Origin of the sequence: Gordonia crocea (assembly GCF_009932435.1) — a bacterium.
In the GTDB taxonomy this organism is placed as follows: Bacteria; Actinomycetota; Actinomycetes; order Mycobacteriales; family Mycobacteriaceae; genus Gordonia; species Gordonia crocea.
Genome location: NZ_BJOU01000001.1, coordinates 1,507,145 through 1,522,361 on the forward strand (window position 1 = coordinate 1,507,145; position 15,217 = coordinate 1,522,361).

The following is a 15,217-nucleotide window of genomic DNA, read 5'->3' on the forward strand; positions in this document are numbered from 1 at the left end:
AGTTGATGGTGGTGAACCCGAGATTGGGTACCGGCCGAGCGTCAGGCGCGCCGCCCGCCGCCGTCGGTGTCGCGGGCCGCTTCCGCGGCGTCGTCCGGGGATTCGCGGAGGCGCTGGGTCAACTCGTCGAGGAGGTCGTCGAGCTCTTTGCGCAGGTAATCGCGGGTGACGGTCTCGCCGACGGCCAGCCGGACCGCCGCGAGTTCGCGCGCCAGGAACTCGGTGTCGGCCTTGGTCTCGGCGGCTCGGACGCGGTCCTCCTCCAATGCCACTCGGTCACGGTTCTCCTGGCGGTTCTGTGCCAACAGGATCAGCGGCGCGGCGTAGGCGGCCTGGGTGGAGAAGGCCAGGTTGAGCAGGATGAACGGGTACGGGTCCCAGTGGCTGATGAAGCTGACCAGGTTCAGGATGATCCACACGACGACGACGACGGTCTGGATCGCCAGGTACCGCCCGGTGCCCAGGAAGCGGGCGAGGCGTTCGCTGTAGACGCCGACCACGTCTGCGTCGAGGCTGAAGAACGACGGCCGACGCCGGTCGGACGGCTGGTCGAGCCGACGTCCGCGTCCCTTGTTGCTCAACGATCGCCCCCCGCCGTGAGGTTGAGAGGCTCGTCGGCCTCCGGTTCGGTTTCGCGCCAGTCGTCGGGGAGGATCTCGTCGAGCAGGTCGTCGACGCTGACCGCGCCGATCAAGTGCCCGTCCTCGTCGACGACGGGACCGCACACGAGATTGTAGGTGGCGAAGTACCGGGTCACCGACTCCACCGAGTCCTCCGGGCGCAGGTGGCCCAGGTCGGTGTCGAGGAGGTCGCCGACGAGTGTCGCCGGGGGGTTGCGCAACAGGACCTGCAGGTGGACGCAGCCGAGGTACTTGCCGGTCGGTGTCTGGGTGGGCGGCCGGACGACGAACACGATGCTGGCCGCGGCCGGGGTGACCTCGGGGTCGCGGGCGCGGGCCAGGGCCTCGGAGACCGTGGTCGCCGCGGTGACGATCAATGGTTCGGGCGTCATCATGCCGCCGGCGGTGTCGGGGGAGTGGGTGAGCAGGCGGCGCACCGGCTCAGACTCCTCGGGGTCCATCAGTGAGAGCAGCCGTTCGGCCTCGCCCGGGGGCAACTCGCCGACGAGGTCGGCGACGTCGTCGGGCTCCATCGCGCCGAGCACGTTGCGGGCCCGGCTGGTGCCCATCACCGCGATCAGTGACTGTGCGTCGTCGCTGGGCATCTCCTGGAGGATGTCGGCCAGCCGCTCCTCGTCCAGCGCGGCGGCGATCTCCTCGCGGCGCTTGGCCGGGAGTTCGCGCAACACGGTCGCCGCGTCGGCCGGGCGCATCCCGTCGAGTTGCAGCAGGACCGCCGCCACGCCCTGGCCGGGCAGGTTCAGTGCCGTTTGGGTGAGCCCTTGCACGTGGCCCCAGTCGACGACGTGGACGTCGCCGCGCCGGGCCAGCCGCAGGCGGTTGGCGCGCACCGCGACCCGGTTGACCAGCCAGTCGCGGGTACGGCCCTGCTCGATCCCGAGGTCGACCACGGTCAGGTCCTCGCCGTGCAGTTCGGCCAGGTCGGGGTCGGTGATGCGGACGTGGGTGTCGAGGACCTGGCCCACGGCCAGGGCCTCGCCCGGGCGCAGGTGCAGCCGGCGCAGACTCACGGTTCCGGTGGTGAGGGTGACCTTGTGCGGGTCGATGGCGGTGACCCGCAGGATGGGGACGAAGATGCGGCGCCGCGTCGTCAGCTCGACGGCCAGGCCGAGTACGCGCGGCGGCAGACCGGAGAGCCGGATGGAGATCACGACATCGCGGACCCGCCCGATTGATTCACCATCGGGGCCAAGGACGGCCAGTCCTACTAGTCTGGCTACGAAGACCTTGCTCACCGACATGGGTCAAGCCTAATGGGCGGGTGGGCGGAGAAAGGGCAAGCCATGCAGCCGCAGCAACCCAACCGTGCGACCACCCCCGGTCTGCCGACGCCGCCGTCGGGGTGGCCGATCGGTTCCTACCCGACCTATGCCCAGGCGCAGAAGGCGGTGGACTACCTGTCCGACGAGGGGTTTCCGGTCCAGAACGTGACCATCGTCGGGGTGGACCTGATGCAGGTCGAGCGGGTCACCGGGCGCCTGACCTGGGGTCGTGTGCTCGCCCAGGGTGTCGCGGGCGGCGCCATGTTGGGCCTGTTCATCGGCTTGATCGCCTCCTTCGTCCTCACCCCGGCCTCGACGGCGCTGCTGGTGGGTGTGGCGTTCGGCATCGTGTTCGGCGTGGTCTCCTCGGCTGTCCCGTACGCGATGATGCGCGGCCAGCGCGACTTCGCGTCGACGATGCAGCTCGTCGCCGGGCGTTACGACGTCCTGTGTGAGCCGACGACCGCCGAACAGGGGCGGGATATGCTGGCGCGGCTGTCTCTGTAGCGGTTGTCGAGCAGGCGGCATCGTCGAGGGGAAGTCCGAGGAGGTTCACCGGTGGTCATGCGCCGTGCCGCGCTCGCGGCCGTGCTCGTCGCAGTGGCGCCGCTGGCGGCCGCCTGCGGGTCGTCGGTTCCGGCCGACACCGTCACCGCGTATGTGCCGGGCAACGATGCCGCCGCCATCGAGGCGGTGGCCGCCGGGTGCTCCGACGGCTACCGGATCTCGGTGGTGCGCCTGCCCAAGGATGCCGACGGACAACGCCTCCAACTGGCCCGGCGGCTGGCCGGCGGGGACGCGTCGGTCGACGTGTTCACGATGGACGTCACCTGGACCGCAGAGTTCGCCGACGCCGGGTGGGCGGCCCCCGTGCCCGAAGACCTGGCGGCCGCGCTGCGCACGACCACGTTGGGCGGGCCGTTGAAGACCGCGACCTGGCGCCGGGACGGCGACCGGGAACCCCGGCCGTATGCGGTGCCGACGTGGACCAACACGCAGTTGCTCTGGTACCGCAGCGACCTGCTGCGCCGCTATGTCAAGCGTGGGACAGCACCGCGGACGTGGGACCAGCTGCTCGCCGACAACGCCGAGGTCGCCCGCGGGGTGGCCGCGCACAATGCCACGCTCCCGCGGGCCCAGCGCATCGCGGTGCCGAGCTACATCATGGTCCAGGGTGCCCAGTACGAGGGGTTGGTCGTCTGGTTCAACTCGGTGCTCGCCAGCGCCGGGGGCTCGGTACTCGACCCGGCCGACCCGACGCGGGTGACCCTGACCGACACCCCCGAGCACCGGGCGGCGACCGTGCGCGCGCTGCGCGTCCTCAAAGCGGTGGCGACCGCGCCCGGCGCCGATCCGTCGCTGTCCAACAACACCGAGGATCCGGCGCGACTGGGGATGGAACGCGGCCAGGCCACCTTCGCGGTGAATTGGCCGTATGTGTACTCGTCGATGCGGTCCAATGCTTCCACCGGCACCGACGAGAACCAGCAGGTGCCCTTCTTCCCGGAGATGCGGCGGTTCGCCGGGCTGTTCGCCGAGGGGGCGCCGGCGCCGAGCGCGGACCAGTTGGCCCGCGCCAACCGGGTGTTGGCGAAGCGTTTCGCGTTCGCGCCCTATCCGGGCGTGGAGACGGCGCTGCCGGCCCGCTCGACGCTGGGCGGGATGAACCTCGCGGTGTCGACCCGTTCCCACAAGACTGATCGCGCGTGGCGCGCGGTGCGGTGCCTGACGAGCGCGGCCGCCCAGCGGCAGTACGCGTTGAAGGCCTCCCAGGCGCCGGCGCTCGCGGCGTTGTACGACGATGCCGACCTGCGCTCCGCCTTCCCGATGGCCGATCTGTTGCGACGCCAGCTCGGCGACGAGCATGCCGCGCCGCGGCCGGCGACGCCGGTGTACTCGACGCTGTCGACCATGTTGGCGGCGAAGCTGCACCCGGTCGGTGCGTGGGATCCGGAGAAGCTGGCCGATGAACTCGCCGAGGCCGCCCGCAAGGCGCTCGCCGGAGAGGGGCTCGTTCCGTGACCGCACGCGCTGCCGGCGACCGCCGGTTGGCCTACCTGCTCATCACCCCGGCGGCCGTGTTGATGGCGCTGGTCACCGCCTATCCGATCGGCTATGCCTTCTGGCTCTCGCTGAACAAGGCGTCGCTGACCGAGCCCGATCACACCGAGTTCGTCGGGCTCTCGAACTATCTGACCGTCCTGGGTGACGGGTACTGGTGGAGCGCACTGGCGGTGACGCTGGCGATCACCATCGTCTCCGTCGTCCTCGAGCTCGTCTTGGGGATGGCGATCGCGTTGGTGATGCACCGCACCATCGTGGGGCGCGGCACCGTCCGCACGATGGTGTTGTTGCCCTACGGCGTGGTGACCGTGGTGGCGGCGATGTCCTGGTACTACGCGTGGACGCCGGGTACCGGCTACCTCGCCAACCTGTTGCCCGACGGTTCGGCCCCGCTGACCCAGCAGATCCCGGCGCTGGGGATCATCGTCCTCGCCGAGGTGTGGAAGACGACGCCGTTCATGGCGTTGCTGCTGCTCGCCGGATTGGCGCTGGTGCCCGACGAGCTGCTGCGCGCCGCGCAGGTCGACGGCGCCGGCGCATGGACCCGGTTGTGGCGCATCACGATTCCGCTGATGAAGCCGGCGATCCTGGTGGCGTTGTTGTTCCGCACGCTGGACGCCTTCCGGATCTTCGACAACATCTACGTGCTGACCAAGGGCGCCAGCGGCACCGGTTCGGTGTCGATCTTGGGCTATGACAACCTGTTCAAGGCGTTCAACCTCGGTACCGGTTCGGCGATCAGCGTGCTGGTGTTTCTCTGCGTGGCGTTGATTGCGGCGTTGTTCATCAAGGGTTTCGGCGCGTCGGCCCCGGGTGCCGCAGACGAGGGGCGGTGACGGCGTGAACAAGAAGCTGACCTGGTCGGTCATCAACCTGGTGGTGATCTGCTATGCCCTCATCCCGCTGCTGTGGATCTTGAGCCTGTCGTTCAAGTCGAATCCGACTGATGGACGGCTGTTTCCGGCCGACCCGACGTTGGCCAACTACCGCGACGCCTTCGCCTACCGGGGATTCACCAGCGCGTTGGTGAACTCGATCGGGATCGGACTCATCACGACGGTGATCGCCGTCGTCATCGGGACGATGGCCGCCTACGCGATTGCGCGGCTGGACTTCCGCGGGAAGAAGCTGCTCGTCGGCGCGACGCTGCTGATCGCGATGTTCCCGCAGATCTCCCTGGTCACCCCGCTGTTCAACATCGAGCGGCGCCTCGGTCTGTTCGACACCTGGCCGGGGCTGATCCTGCCCTACATCACCTTCGCCCTGCCGCTGGCGGTGTACACGTTGTCGGCGTTCTTCCGCGAGATCCCGTGGGACCTGGAGAAGGCCGCCAAGCTCGACGGGGCCACCAGCGCGCAGGCCTTCCGCCGCGTCATCGTGCCGCTCGCGGCGCCGGGTGTGGTCACCGCGGCGATCTTGGTCTTCATCTTCTCGTGGAACGAGCTGCTGCTGGCCCTGTCGCTGACGTCGAGCGAACGGGCGATCACCGCGCCGGTGGCGATCACCAACTTCACCGGGGTGTCCGAGTTCACCGAGCCGACCGGGCAGATCGCCGCGGCCGCCGTGGTCATCACGATCCCGATCATCATCTTCGTCCTCATCTTCCAACGTCGAATCGTGGCCGGGCTGACCTCCGGCGCGGTGAAGGGGTAGCCCCATGGCAGAAATCGTCGCCGACGGCATCACCAAGCGATACCCGGACGGGGCGGTCGCCGTCGCCGAGCTGGATCTGACGATCGCCGACGGGGAGTTCGTCATCCTCGTCGGGCCGTCGGGCTGCGGCAAGTCCACGACGCTGAACATGATCGCCGGACTCGAGGAGATCTCCGACGGCGAACTGCGCATCGATGGCGAGCGGGTCAACGAGAAGGCGCCGCGGGACCGCGATATCGCGATGGTGTTCCAGAACTACGCGCTGTACCCGCATATGACCGTCCGCGGAAACATCGAGTTCCCGCTGACGTTGATGCGCCCCAAGCCCAGCCGCGAGGAGATCGACGCCAAGGTGGCCCAGGTGTCGGAGATCCTCGGGCTCGACGACTACCTCGACCGCAAGCCGGCCCAGCTCTCCGGCGGGCAGCGTCAGCGCGTGGCGATGGGGCGCGCGATCGTCCGGTCGCCCAAGGCGTTCTTGATGGATGAGCCGCTGAGCAACCTCGACGCCAAGCTGCGCGGCGCGATGCGGGTCGAGATCGCCCGGTTGCAGGCGCGGTTGGGGACGACGACGGTGTACGTGACCCACGACCAGACCGAGGCGATGACCTTGGGCGACCGGGTCGTGGTCATGCGCGACGGCCACGTCCAGCAGGTCGGTACCCCCGACGATCTGTACAACAATCCGGCGAACCTCTTCGTCGCCGGCTTCATCGGATCGCCGGCGATGAACACGCTCACCGGTCGGCTCACGGCTGACGGGGTGCAGACGGACTTTGGGATGTTGGCGCTGCCCGATGCCGGTCTCGTCGGGCGCAACGCGACGAGGGTGCACGGCGACGGTGACGTGGTCGTCGGCATCCGTCCCGAGCACCTGCACGACGCCGCGCTGGTGTCGCCGGCGAGCGGGCCGGGCGGCCGCCAGGAGATTCTGGCCACCGTCGACGTCCTGGAGTCGTTGGGGTCAGACAATTACGCGCACCTGCAGTTGCCGGGCGGGGAGATCGTCGCCCGACTCTCGCCGCGGTCGCACATCCGACGGGGCGACCGTGCCACCCTGTGCTTCGACACCACCGACATTGCCGTCTTCGACGCCCGGACCGGCGTCAACCTGTCACGGTGAGCACGGCGGCCTGGTCGACCGATGCGGTGGCGGCGCACGCCGCGGCGGCGATCGGCGTCGATCCCCAGCGGGCGTCGGTCACGTTTCTCGGTGCCGAGCCGATCGACGTGCTGCGCTTCGCCGGTGCGGGTGTGAGTGATGGGGCCGCGAGTGATGGGGGTGGCAGCCGGTTGGTATTCGTGACCGCCGGTGCCTCGCGCCACCCGATGGCCGACCCGGCCGACCTGAACCCCGCCCCGGTGCGGGGGCCGCGAGCGGAGTTGGTCGTGCGGCTGACCGTCACGGCACCCGACGAGCAGTTGCGCAACCTGCACCGGTCGATGGCGATGTTGGCCGCGACACCGATGGTGGAGGGGCTGGTGCTGGGCGCCGATGCGCTCGTCGACCTGGGGACCCCGCTCTGGGATGGTGCCCCGTTCACCGCGGTCCTGCTGGACGGCGACGACCTCGAGCCGATGCCGCTGCCCGAGCCGGCCGATCCGGTGGTGTTCCTGCGCGCGGTCCCGATTACCGCCAACGAGGCGGCCTGGGTCCGTCTGCGAGGTGCGCCGGCGCTGCGCGAGGCCTGGACCGAGGCCGATATCGACCCCGCAGATCCGCGGCGCGTGGCCGCGACCCTGGGCGGCTGACGGTTCCGGGGAGCGCCGATATGAAGTTCTCAAGGTACGTGTGTGGCCCGGGGGCCGAATGTGCTGCGCTGGGTTAGCGGACTAGTTCTGGACGGTGCCTGCGGCTCAGGCGGCGGCTGTGGTTAGGCGGCGGCGTGGTCGGTGAGGGTGAGGGTGCGTCGGTTGTGGCAGCGGATCCAGTCACCTCCTTCAGGTGGTTGGAACCAGGGGTGTCCGTCGAACCCGATCTGGATGTTCCAGCCTTTGCCGTGGATGTAGGTGTGGTGATGCAGCGAGCAGAGCAACACGGTGTTTTTGAGGTTTGTCTCCCCGCCGTCAGCCCAATGTTGAATATGGTGGCCTTCGCACCGGGCTGGTGGTCTGCCACATCCGGGGAATTGGCATCCGCCGTCGCGGGCTTCAAGTGCTTTGCGCAGGGTGCCGGTGACAAACCGCTGGGTGCGTTTGGCATCTAACGGCACCGAGTCCGCAGTGAGCAGGGCCGCGACTTCAGTGCTGCCGCAGGCGATTTCACGGGCCGTCTTCGCTGATACCGAGCCGGTGAACCCCAGGCGTGCGGCATGAGCCTCCCCCAGGGGGCTGTCAGATACCAGCGTCGGTAGTGGCACGGTCATGGTGATGTGCGGGACGATCCCACCCACGGTCGGACGGTTGCGTGATGCCAGGTATGCGGTGATCACGCTGACCAGGGCATCGGCGGTGCGTTGCGCCCGGGGGCGTGGATCCGGGGAGCCGTCGGGAGCGGGGATGGGCTTCGCCAGGGCATCCAGGGCGGTGTGGAGCTTCTCCCCAGACAATTGATCCAGATCGGCTTCGAGCGTCACACGCCCTTCGTCAGTGCGGTTGATTGCCGCCTGGTTCAACGACGGATTGTCGGCCGCGGGAGTGGATGGTGGATCGAGTGGCGCCAACTCGTGGCCGAGTTCGCGGGCCTTCTCCAGGACTTGGGCGGGTTGATCGATCCGGGCATGCGCCAACAACATCGTCGCAGTCTTGTCGCGCACCTCGGTGAATCCATCAGCCCCCATGCGGGTGGCAATGTGGTCCAGGCCCCGGATCACCGCATCCGCATGCTCGATACCCAAGTCACCGTCACGGACCTCGCGCACCACGTTCGGCAGATCATTCAGATGCTGGGCCAACCGGGCCACCCGGTTGACGGTGGCCGGCGCCAACGGCAACTCCCGCAACAGGTCTCGCCCGTTCTTCAACCGATTCCGAACCGGGATACCGATGGCCTCGGCCCGGGCGGTCGCAGCAGCCAAGAGATAGGAGGCGATATTGCCCATCCGCACCGCGGTGACCATCACCCCCAACAGAGCCTTGTCATCGGCGATCGCTTCCGCCGAGGCCAACAACGCACCCACGCCGGTGCCAGATCCGACCGCCGTCGGCGCCAGGTCGTCGGCCAGCTCGGCGACGATTCCGACGAGTTCGTCGTGGTTCATGTAGCCCCCCAGGCCCGGGTTCGCATCGTGGTGCGCGGACCCGAATAGAAACTATGTGCTGCTGACCTTCTATCTACATCCTACACTAGATCAGGGGTCTGACATCCGCGAATTGGCAGCTTGACCTGCGGAAATGATGTGACAGGGCGCCCCGTCTGTCGAGGCGGGGCTATGGAGTATCGTCGAAAATCTGGGGGTCAGTGTGCGCCGTCGGCGAGCACATAGACCCACCCGGATCCACCGGAGCGCAACGGCACCTCGATGCGGGTGTAGTCGTCGACTTCGTACTCGTCGGCGGCCGCCAGCTCGGCGTCGTCGATGAGGAAGGTGGTGCCCTCGACGGTGTCCGTCTCGGCACCGGGTACCAAGACCGGGTGTTGGTCGGTGCCGCTGCGTTCGATCACCATCGGTTCGGTGATGGTCAGCATCTCGCTGCGGTAGCCGACGATGGCGTCGGCTTGGCCGGGGATCAGCCGGCCGAAGGTGGCACGCTGCACCTCGGGCAGTTGGAGCGTGCCGTAGGAGAACAGCTTGTGGGCGGGCGAGGGCTTTGCCATGGTCACAACCATCCGTGCTTTCTGAAGGTCCGCCACAACGTGAGGCTGATGGCGACCATCACTCCGATGACGACGAAATATCCGTAGCGCCAGTGTAATTCGGGCATGTGGTCGAAGTTCATCCCGTAGATGCCGGCGATCATGGTGGGCGCGGCGGCCATGGCGGCCCAGGCGGTGATCTTGCGCATGTCGGTGTTCTGCTGGATGCCGACCTTCGCCGTTGCGGCGTCGAGCATCGAGGAGAGCAGGTTGTCGTAGTCGATGACGCGCTCGTTGACGGTGGTCAGGTGGTCGGCGACATCCCGCAGGTAGGTGCGGACCTCGTCGGACAACCATGGGTTGGGTGCGGTCAGGCGTGCCAACGGCGCCGCGAGCGGCGTGGCGGCGCGTCGGAATTCGATCACCTCGCGCTTGAGGAGGTAGACGGGGTCGATGGCGACGGTGCTTCCGCCGAAGACGTCTTCCTCGATTTCCTCGATGTCGGTGTCGATCTCGTCGACGACGACGAGGTAGCTGTCGACGACGCGGTCGGCCACCGCGTGCAGCACGACCGTGGGGCCGAGGGCCAGCAGGTCGGGGGAGGCCTCCATGCGGTGGCGCAGCGACGAGAGTTCGGTCTGGTCGCCGTGGCGGACCGTGATGACGTAGTCGGCACCGACGAACACCATGATCTCACCGGTGGACACGACCTCGGCCGTCTCCGCGATGGACAGGTGATCGACGTAGGCGACCGTGCGGAACACCATGAACAGCGAATCCCCGTACACCTCGAGTTTGGGGCGCTGGTGGGCGACGACGGCGTCTTCGACGGCGAGCTCGTGCAGGTCGAAGACCGAGGCGACGGCAGCCATCTGGGCGTCGTCCGGAGCATGCAGGCCCAGCCAGACGAACCCCTGCCCCGTCGATCGGACGTGGGCCAAGGCGTCGGTGTAGTGGCGGTGTGCGGGGTCGCGGACGCCGTTGACGTAGACACCACAATCGACCACCGGATCAACGGACACGACTGCAGATACTAGGTCATTGTTACCGTGTGGGCATGGTGCGATGGCTGACGGTGATCGGCGTGGTTGGTCTGATCCTCTGTGGATGCTCGGCTCAGGCCGGTCCAGACCCGGTCCGGATCGGTGCATCGTCGGATCCGCAGATGCAGATGGCCGCCGCCCTGTACCGGGGTGCGCTGCGTGCCCAGGGGATGGCGGTGGAAACGCCGATCCGCATCGCCGGGGAGCGTGCCCAGTTGGATGCGATGAGCGCCGACGACATCGATCTGTTCCCGTCGACGGTCCCGGTCCTCCTCGCCGTGGTCCTCCCGGAGGGCCGGATTGCGACGGAGACGGCCAACGGCGAGCCGACCGAGTTCGGCGACGCCGCCTACACGTTGCTGAGTCGTTCGCTCCCGGTCGGCGCGGCGGTCGGCGACCCGGTCTCGGGTGAGCAGCTGGTGCCGGTCTACCGCGCGCTGCGGTTCGGCCGGAACGACGTCAAGGCGCTCAACAAGGTGGCCGGCGAGCTGAGCCTGCCCGACCTGGCGGCCCTCACGCGGGCCTGGCAGGGCGGAAAAGACCAGGCCGCGCTGGTGAGCGATTGGCTCAGCCAGCACGGCCTGGGGTGACGAGAGTCGTCGGTCAGCCGCCGAAGCGTTTCATCGCGGCTCCGGTCGCGCGGGCGGCGATGCCCTGGTAGCCGGAGGCGACCAACCGGACCCAGAGATCGAGGAACTTGGCGTCGTTGCCGACGAGGACGCGGGCCCGGTTGCGCTCGACGCCCCGCAGGATGATGTCGGCCGCCTTCTCCGGGCTCATGCGCAGGAAGTACTTCTCGAACGCCTCGGTCAGCGACCGGTCGTCGTTGTCGCCGGAGATGGTCGCGTTGCGGGCGATGGCCGTCTTGACGCCGCCGGGGTGCACACAGGTGACCTTGACCGGGTGCTTGGCGACGATCATCTCCTGATTGAGCGCCTCGGTGAACCCGCGGACGGCGAACTTGGCCGAGTTGTAGGCGGATTGGCCGGGCTCGGAAAGCAGGCCGAACAGCGACGAGGTGTTCACGATGTGGCCGTCACCGGAGGCGATGATGTGCGGCAGGAACGCCTTGGTGCCGTTGACGACGCCCCAGAAGTCGATGTCCATGACGCGGTCGATGTCTTTGAACTCCATGTTCTCGACCTCGCCGTGGTGGGCGATACCGGCGTTGTTGAAGATCGCGTTCACCTGGCCGAAGTGCTTGGCCACGGTCTCGGCGTACTCGAGCACCGCCTCGCGCTCGGCGACGTTGAGCAGCTGGGAGTGGACGTCGGCGCCGGTCGCCTTCACCAGGCGCTCGGTCTCGGCGAGCCCGTTGGGGTCGACGTCGCTGATCGCGACCTTGGCGCCGCGCTGACCCAGCTTGATCGCCAGCTCGCGGCCCATGCCCGAGGCGGCGCCGGTGACGACGACGACCTTGTTGCGGAAATCCTTCATGGCTGTGTCCCTTTGTAGGTGGTGTTTCTGTAGGTGTAGGTGTGGTGTATCGCTGTGGTGGTTGTCCGGGGGGCGGTCAGACGGTCGCCGACTCGTCGGCCCGCGGCCGCGTGTCGGTGCCGGCGGGCTCGGGCAGTGCCCGGCTGATGTCGTAGGCGGCGACGTCGAAGTGGCGCGTGCGGCGGCGGAAGTCGAAGGTGAAGCCCGGCCACAGCGTGGTCACGTTGCCGTGGGAGTCCTGGTACCACGACGCACACCCGCCGCCGAGCCAGACGCTGCGGCGCAGTCGGCGCTGGATGAAGTCGTTATACCCGTCCTGGGCGTCGAGTCGCACGTCGGTCCGGGTGATCGACTGTGCCCGAACGGTTTTGAGGTAGCTGACCAGGTAGTTCAACTGCGACTCGATCATGTAGACCATCGAGGTGTGGCCCAGCCCGGTCGAGGGTCCGACCATGAGCATCATGTTGGGGAAGCCGTGGATGAACGAACCCTTGTAGCCCTGCATGCCCCGCTCGGCCCACACGTCGGCCAGCGTGCGTCCGCCGACGCCGGCGATGTGGTCGAAGACGGGGGAGTCGGTGACGTGGAAGCCGGTGGCGACGACGATGACGTCGACCTCGCGCTCGGTGCCGTCGGCGGTGACGATGCCGCGCTCGTTGATCGAGGTGATCGAATCGGTCACCAAGTCGACGTTGTCGCGATCCAGCGCCGGGTACCAGTCGTTGGACTTGAGGATGCGCTTGCAGCCGACCCGGTAGTCGGGGGTGACCGCGCGGCGCAGCTCGCGGTCGGAGATCCCGCGGGCGATGTTCGCCTTGCAGATCATCTCGACCGGCTTGAGCGCCGACGGAGCGTAGGTCATGCCGAAGGCGACGGCCTCGGCGCCGGAGTAGATCAGGCCGCGGGAGAGCTTCTGGTAACCGGGGAGGAAGCGGAAGGCCAGGTGCTCGGCGGTGGTGTACGGCCGCTCGGTGCGGGGCACGATCCAGGGTGCGGTGCGCTGGTACACGTCGAGGTGACCGGCGATCTTGGCGATCTGGGGCACGATCTGAATCGCCGACGCGCCGGTGCCGATGACCGCGATGCGCTTGCCGTCGTAGTCGTAGTCGTGGTTCCACTGGGCCGAGTGGACGATCGTCCCACCGAAGCTGTCGATGCCCTCGATGTCGGGGAGGTTGGGCTCGCACAGGGGGCCGACGGCGCCGACGAGGATCTCGGCACGGATCTGCGTGCGGACCCCGGAGGTGTCGACGTCGACCAGCCAGCGCCGGCTCGCCTCGTCCCAGCGGGCGTCGACGACCTCGGTGCCGAACCGCGTGTGCGAGGCGATGTCGTGGCGCTTGGCCACGTCGTTGATGTAGGAGTGGATCTCCGCCTGGTGGGAGTAGGTGCGCGTCCAGCCCGGGTTCAGCGCGAACGAGTAGGAGTAGAGGTTCGACGGCACGTCGCAGGCGGCGCCGGGGTAGGTGTTGTCGCGCCACGTGCCGCCGAAGTCGGCGCCGCGGTCGATCACGACGTAATCGGTGAAACCGTTCTGGGTGAGTTTGATCGCGGCGCCCAAGCCGGAGAACCCGGCTCCGATGATGGCGATCTGGACGTCGGTCTTCGTGACAGTGTCGATTGTCATATTGGCACGGTAGCCAACTATTGACGATGGGTCAATAGCTATTCGACTATTAGTCAATAGTGCTACGGTGAGTCCCATGGCAGCGAGGTCGGCAGCGTCGAACGGCGATTCGCCGGGCACATCCGTGTCCGGTGGAAAGCCCGTGTCGGGGAGGAAGCGGACGCGCATGAGTCCGGCGGCGCGCCGGGAGCAGTTCATCGCACTCGGGCGCGACCTGGTCAAGAAGGTGGCCATCGACAACGTCTCGATCGAGGCGGTTGCGCAGGCCGCGGGGGTGTCCCGCGCGCTGGTGTTCCACTACTTCTCGTCGAAGCAGGACTTCCACGTCGCGCTCGCCCAGGCCCAGGCCGACGAACTGCTCGCGGTCACCGCGCCCGATGATTCGTTGGGCGAGGCCGTCGACGTGCTCCGCTCCTCGATGAGCGGCTTCCTCGACTTCATCAGCGAGCATCGGCACGCCTACACGACGTTCCTGCGCGGAACCGGTTCGGGCGATCCGCAGATGCGCCGCGTCGCCGACGACACGCGCACGGTGATCGCCGACCGAATCCTCGACCGCACCCAGGTTTTCGGGATCGACCGCACGCCGGCCGTCGAGCTGGCCGTCCGCGGCTGGATCGCCTTCGTCGAGGAAACCGCATTGACCTGGCTCGACGGGTCCGAGATGCCCCGCGACGAGGTGCTCGACCTGATCGTGGAGTCGTTGTTCGCCATCGGCTCGGTGGTCTCGGCGCAGCCGGTCGACCCAGTGGCCCCGGTGCCGCGGTTGCGCTGGGACGGTGCCCCGAACCGCTAGCCGGTCCGGCGGTCGCCGAAGGTGACGTGCGGCGCGAATTCCACGATGAGCGGGACGATCTGTTCGATCGTCGGCTGGTAGTGGGTGGGATAGGCCGGGCGCAGGACGACCGGTTCGCCGGTCTTCGGGTCGATGTGATTGGTGATCACGACGAGGCGCGGCGTGCGCTCGGTGGACTTGACGCCGTTGTAGGACGTGGTGTGCACGTCGGTGACGGCGGCCAACGCGGTGATCGCGTTCCACGGCAGGGAGTTCTCGCCGACCGCCATGCCCGTCGGGCTGATTTGCAGCGCCGTCTTGCCCCTGCCCCGGCTGATGTCGAGGTAACCGTACTGGGCGAGGAGGGCCCGCAGCTGGGCCGTCACCCCCGGGTCCTGCTGATAGGCGCCGGCCCCCAGCGCCGATCCAACCCGCACCTGTGGCGCATACGCGCGGACAGCCGCATGGAACTCGTCATAGTTCGTCGTGTGGTTGACCGGCAGGGTGTAGCCCCACTGGATCGGTCGGCCGTTCTGGTCGGTGGCCTTCCGGGTGATCACGATCGAGCGCCGGCGCACCTGGTCCGCCTTCGTTTTCGCCGCGTTGATCGTGTTGTAAGTCGAGTTTTGATCGACGAACTCATAGGCGCTGACGTCGGCCCAGGGGAGGTCGAACACCAGCGTGTGCAGGCCCTGCGGACCGGCGGTGACGAAGATGCGCCCGACGATCGCGAGTTGCGGCAACGCCGCGATCGCAACGCCGATTCCGATGATCACACCGAAGAGGCCCAGGTTCCAGAATCCGCCCATGAAACCGAGCGCCAAACACACCACCGCCCCCAGGAGGAGACCGCCCGCGATCGAAGCGGCGATGATGTATCCCCGCCAGCTCTTGGGGGCGGCCCCCCGGATATGGGCTTCGCCCGTCGGGGCCGTCGGAGCGATTCCGTCGTGGTGGTAGACCATCGGGCTGATCGTAT

Annotated in this window: 16 protein-coding genes; 8 read left to right on the plus strand and 8 right to left on the minus strand. The window is 68.0% G+C overall.

The genetic code is table 11. The features are described from left to right. Positions 1 to 41: 41 nt before the first annotated feature. Positions 42 to 581: a DUF1003 domain-containing protein gene (locus nbrcactino_RS07150; protein ID WP_161926731.1), complete on the minus strand. Its 540-nt coding sequence runs from the start codon at positions 579 to 581 to the stop codon at positions 42 to 44. Beyond that, positions 578 to 1,882, minus strand: coding sequence for a magnesium transporter MgtE N-terminal domain-containing protein (locus tag nbrcactino_RS07155; RefSeq protein WP_161926732.1), 1,305 nt, complete (start codon positions 1,880 to 1,882; stop codon positions 578 to 580). The genes nbrcactino_RS07150 and nbrcactino_RS07155 overlap by 4 nt, the downstream gene beginning before the upstream one ends. Positions 1,883 to 1,924: 42 nt before the next feature. On the opposite strand from nbrcactino_RS07155, the gene nbrcactino_RS07160 reads away from it, so the two are divergent. From nbrcactino_RS07160 to nbrcactino_RS07185, 6 genes are read left to right on the plus strand one after another with little or no spacing between them, the layout of a single operon-like run. Next, positions 1,925 to 2,410, plus strand: a complete 486-nt coding sequence (locus nbrcactino_RS07160; protein ID WP_161926733.1) for a YflT domain-containing protein — start codon at positions 1,925 to 1,927, stop codon at positions 2,408 to 2,410. A gap of 57 nt (positions 2,411 to 2,467) precedes the next feature. Continuing rightward, positions 2,468 to 3,925 carry an extracellular solute-binding protein gene (locus nbrcactino_RS07165; protein ID WP_161927644.1) on the plus strand — a complete coding sequence of 486 codons (1,458 nt, stop codon included), beginning with the start codon at positions 2,468 to 2,470 and terminating at the stop codon, positions 3,923 to 3,925. Continuing rightward, entirely contained in the window at positions 3,922 to 4,803 is an 882-nt protein-coding gene (locus nbrcactino_RS07170; protein ID WP_161926734.1) for a carbohydrate ABC transporter permease, read from the plus strand. Before nbrcactino_RS07165 ends, nbrcactino_RS07170 begins: the two co-directional genes overlap by 4 nt. Positions 4,804 to 4,807: 4 nt before the next feature. Further along, positions 4,808 to 5,620 carry a carbohydrate ABC transporter permease gene (locus nbrcactino_RS07175; protein ID WP_161926735.1) on the plus strand — a complete coding sequence of 271 codons (813 nt, stop codon included), beginning with the start codon at positions 4,808 to 4,810 and terminating at the stop codon, positions 5,618 to 5,620. Between the two features lie 4 nt (positions 5,621 to 5,624). Then, positions 5,625 to 6,743 (plus strand): ABC transporter ATP-binding protein, encoded by a 1,119-nt coding sequence (locus nbrcactino_RS07180; protein WP_161926736.1) that lies wholly within the window; start codon positions 5,625 to 5,627, stop codon positions 6,741 to 6,743. After that, complete coding sequence (locus nbrcactino_RS07185; RefSeq protein ID WP_161926737.1) at positions 6,740 to 7,372, plus strand: suppressor of fused domain protein; 633 nt, start codon at positions 6,740 to 6,742, stop codon at positions 7,370 to 7,372. The genes nbrcactino_RS07180 and nbrcactino_RS07185 overlap by 4 nt, the downstream gene beginning before the upstream one ends. A 122-nt stretch (positions 7,373 to 7,494) precedes the next feature. Here the strand turns inward: nbrcactino_RS07185 and nbrcactino_RS07190 are convergent, their stop codons facing one another. The 3 genes from nbrcactino_RS07190 to nbrcactino_RS07200 form a co-directional block, all read right to left on the minus strand. Continuing rightward, a complete protein-coding gene (locus nbrcactino_RS07190; protein ID WP_161926738.1) occupies positions 7,495 to 8,820 on the minus strand; it encodes an HNH endonuclease signature motif containing protein in 1,326 nt (441 codons plus the stop codon). 197 nt (positions 8,821 to 9,017) lie between these two features. Next, positions 9,018 to 9,377 carry a gamma-glutamylcyclotransferase family protein gene (locus nbrcactino_RS07195; protein ID WP_161926739.1) on the minus strand — a complete coding sequence of 120 codons (360 nt, stop codon included), beginning with the start codon at positions 9,375 to 9,377 and terminating at the stop codon, positions 9,018 to 9,020. A 2-nt stretch (positions 9,378 to 9,379) separates the two neighbouring features. Further along, the gene (locus tag nbrcactino_RS07200) at positions 9,380 to 10,507 is read right to left on the minus strand and encodes a magnesium and cobalt transport protein CorA (protein WP_161926740.1); all 1,128 of its coding nucleotides are present in this window, start codon (positions 10,505 to 10,507) and stop codon (positions 9,380 to 9,382) included. Between nbrcactino_RS07200 and nbrcactino_RS07205 the strand changes: the two genes are divergently transcribed. Further along, positions 10,414 to 10,989, plus strand: a complete 576-nt coding sequence (locus nbrcactino_RS07205) for a type 2 periplasmic-binding domain-containing protein (protein WP_186343375.1) — start codon at positions 10,414 to 10,416, stop codon at positions 10,987 to 10,989. The genes nbrcactino_RS07200 and nbrcactino_RS07205 overlap by 94 nt on opposite strands. 13 nt (positions 10,990 to 11,002) lie before the next feature. On the opposite strand, the gene nbrcactino_RS07210 is transcribed toward nbrcactino_RS07205, so the two are convergent. Beyond that, positions 11,003 to 11,836 carry an SDR family NAD(P)-dependent oxidoreductase gene (locus nbrcactino_RS07210; protein ID WP_161926742.1) on the minus strand — a complete coding sequence of 278 codons (834 nt, stop codon included), beginning with the start codon at positions 11,834 to 11,836 and terminating at the stop codon, positions 11,003 to 11,005. A 76-nt stretch (positions 11,837 to 11,912) separates the two neighbouring features. Next, positions 11,913 to 13,463, minus strand: a complete 1,551-nt coding sequence (locus nbrcactino_RS07215) for a flavin-containing monooxygenase (RefSeq protein ID WP_161926743.1) — start codon at positions 13,461 to 13,463, stop codon at positions 11,913 to 11,915. Between the two features lie 166 nt (positions 13,464 to 13,629). Between nbrcactino_RS07215 and nbrcactino_RS07220 the strand changes: the two genes are divergently transcribed. Then, on the plus strand, positions 13,630 to 14,259 hold the full coding sequence (locus nbrcactino_RS07220; RefSeq protein ID WP_161926744.1) for a TetR/AcrR family transcriptional regulator: 630 nt from the start codon (positions 13,630 to 13,632) through the stop codon (positions 14,257 to 14,259). Here the strand turns inward: nbrcactino_RS07220 and nbrcactino_RS07225 are convergent. Beyond that, positions 14,256 to 15,203 (minus strand): MFS transporter, encoded by a 948-nt coding sequence (locus tag nbrcactino_RS07225; RefSeq protein WP_161926745.1) that lies wholly within the window; start codon positions 15,201 to 15,203, stop codon positions 14,256 to 14,258. The two genes, nbrcactino_RS07220 and nbrcactino_RS07225, sit on opposite strands and share 4 nt — an antisense overlap. Between the last annotated feature and the right edge of the window lie 14 nt (positions 15,204 to 15,217).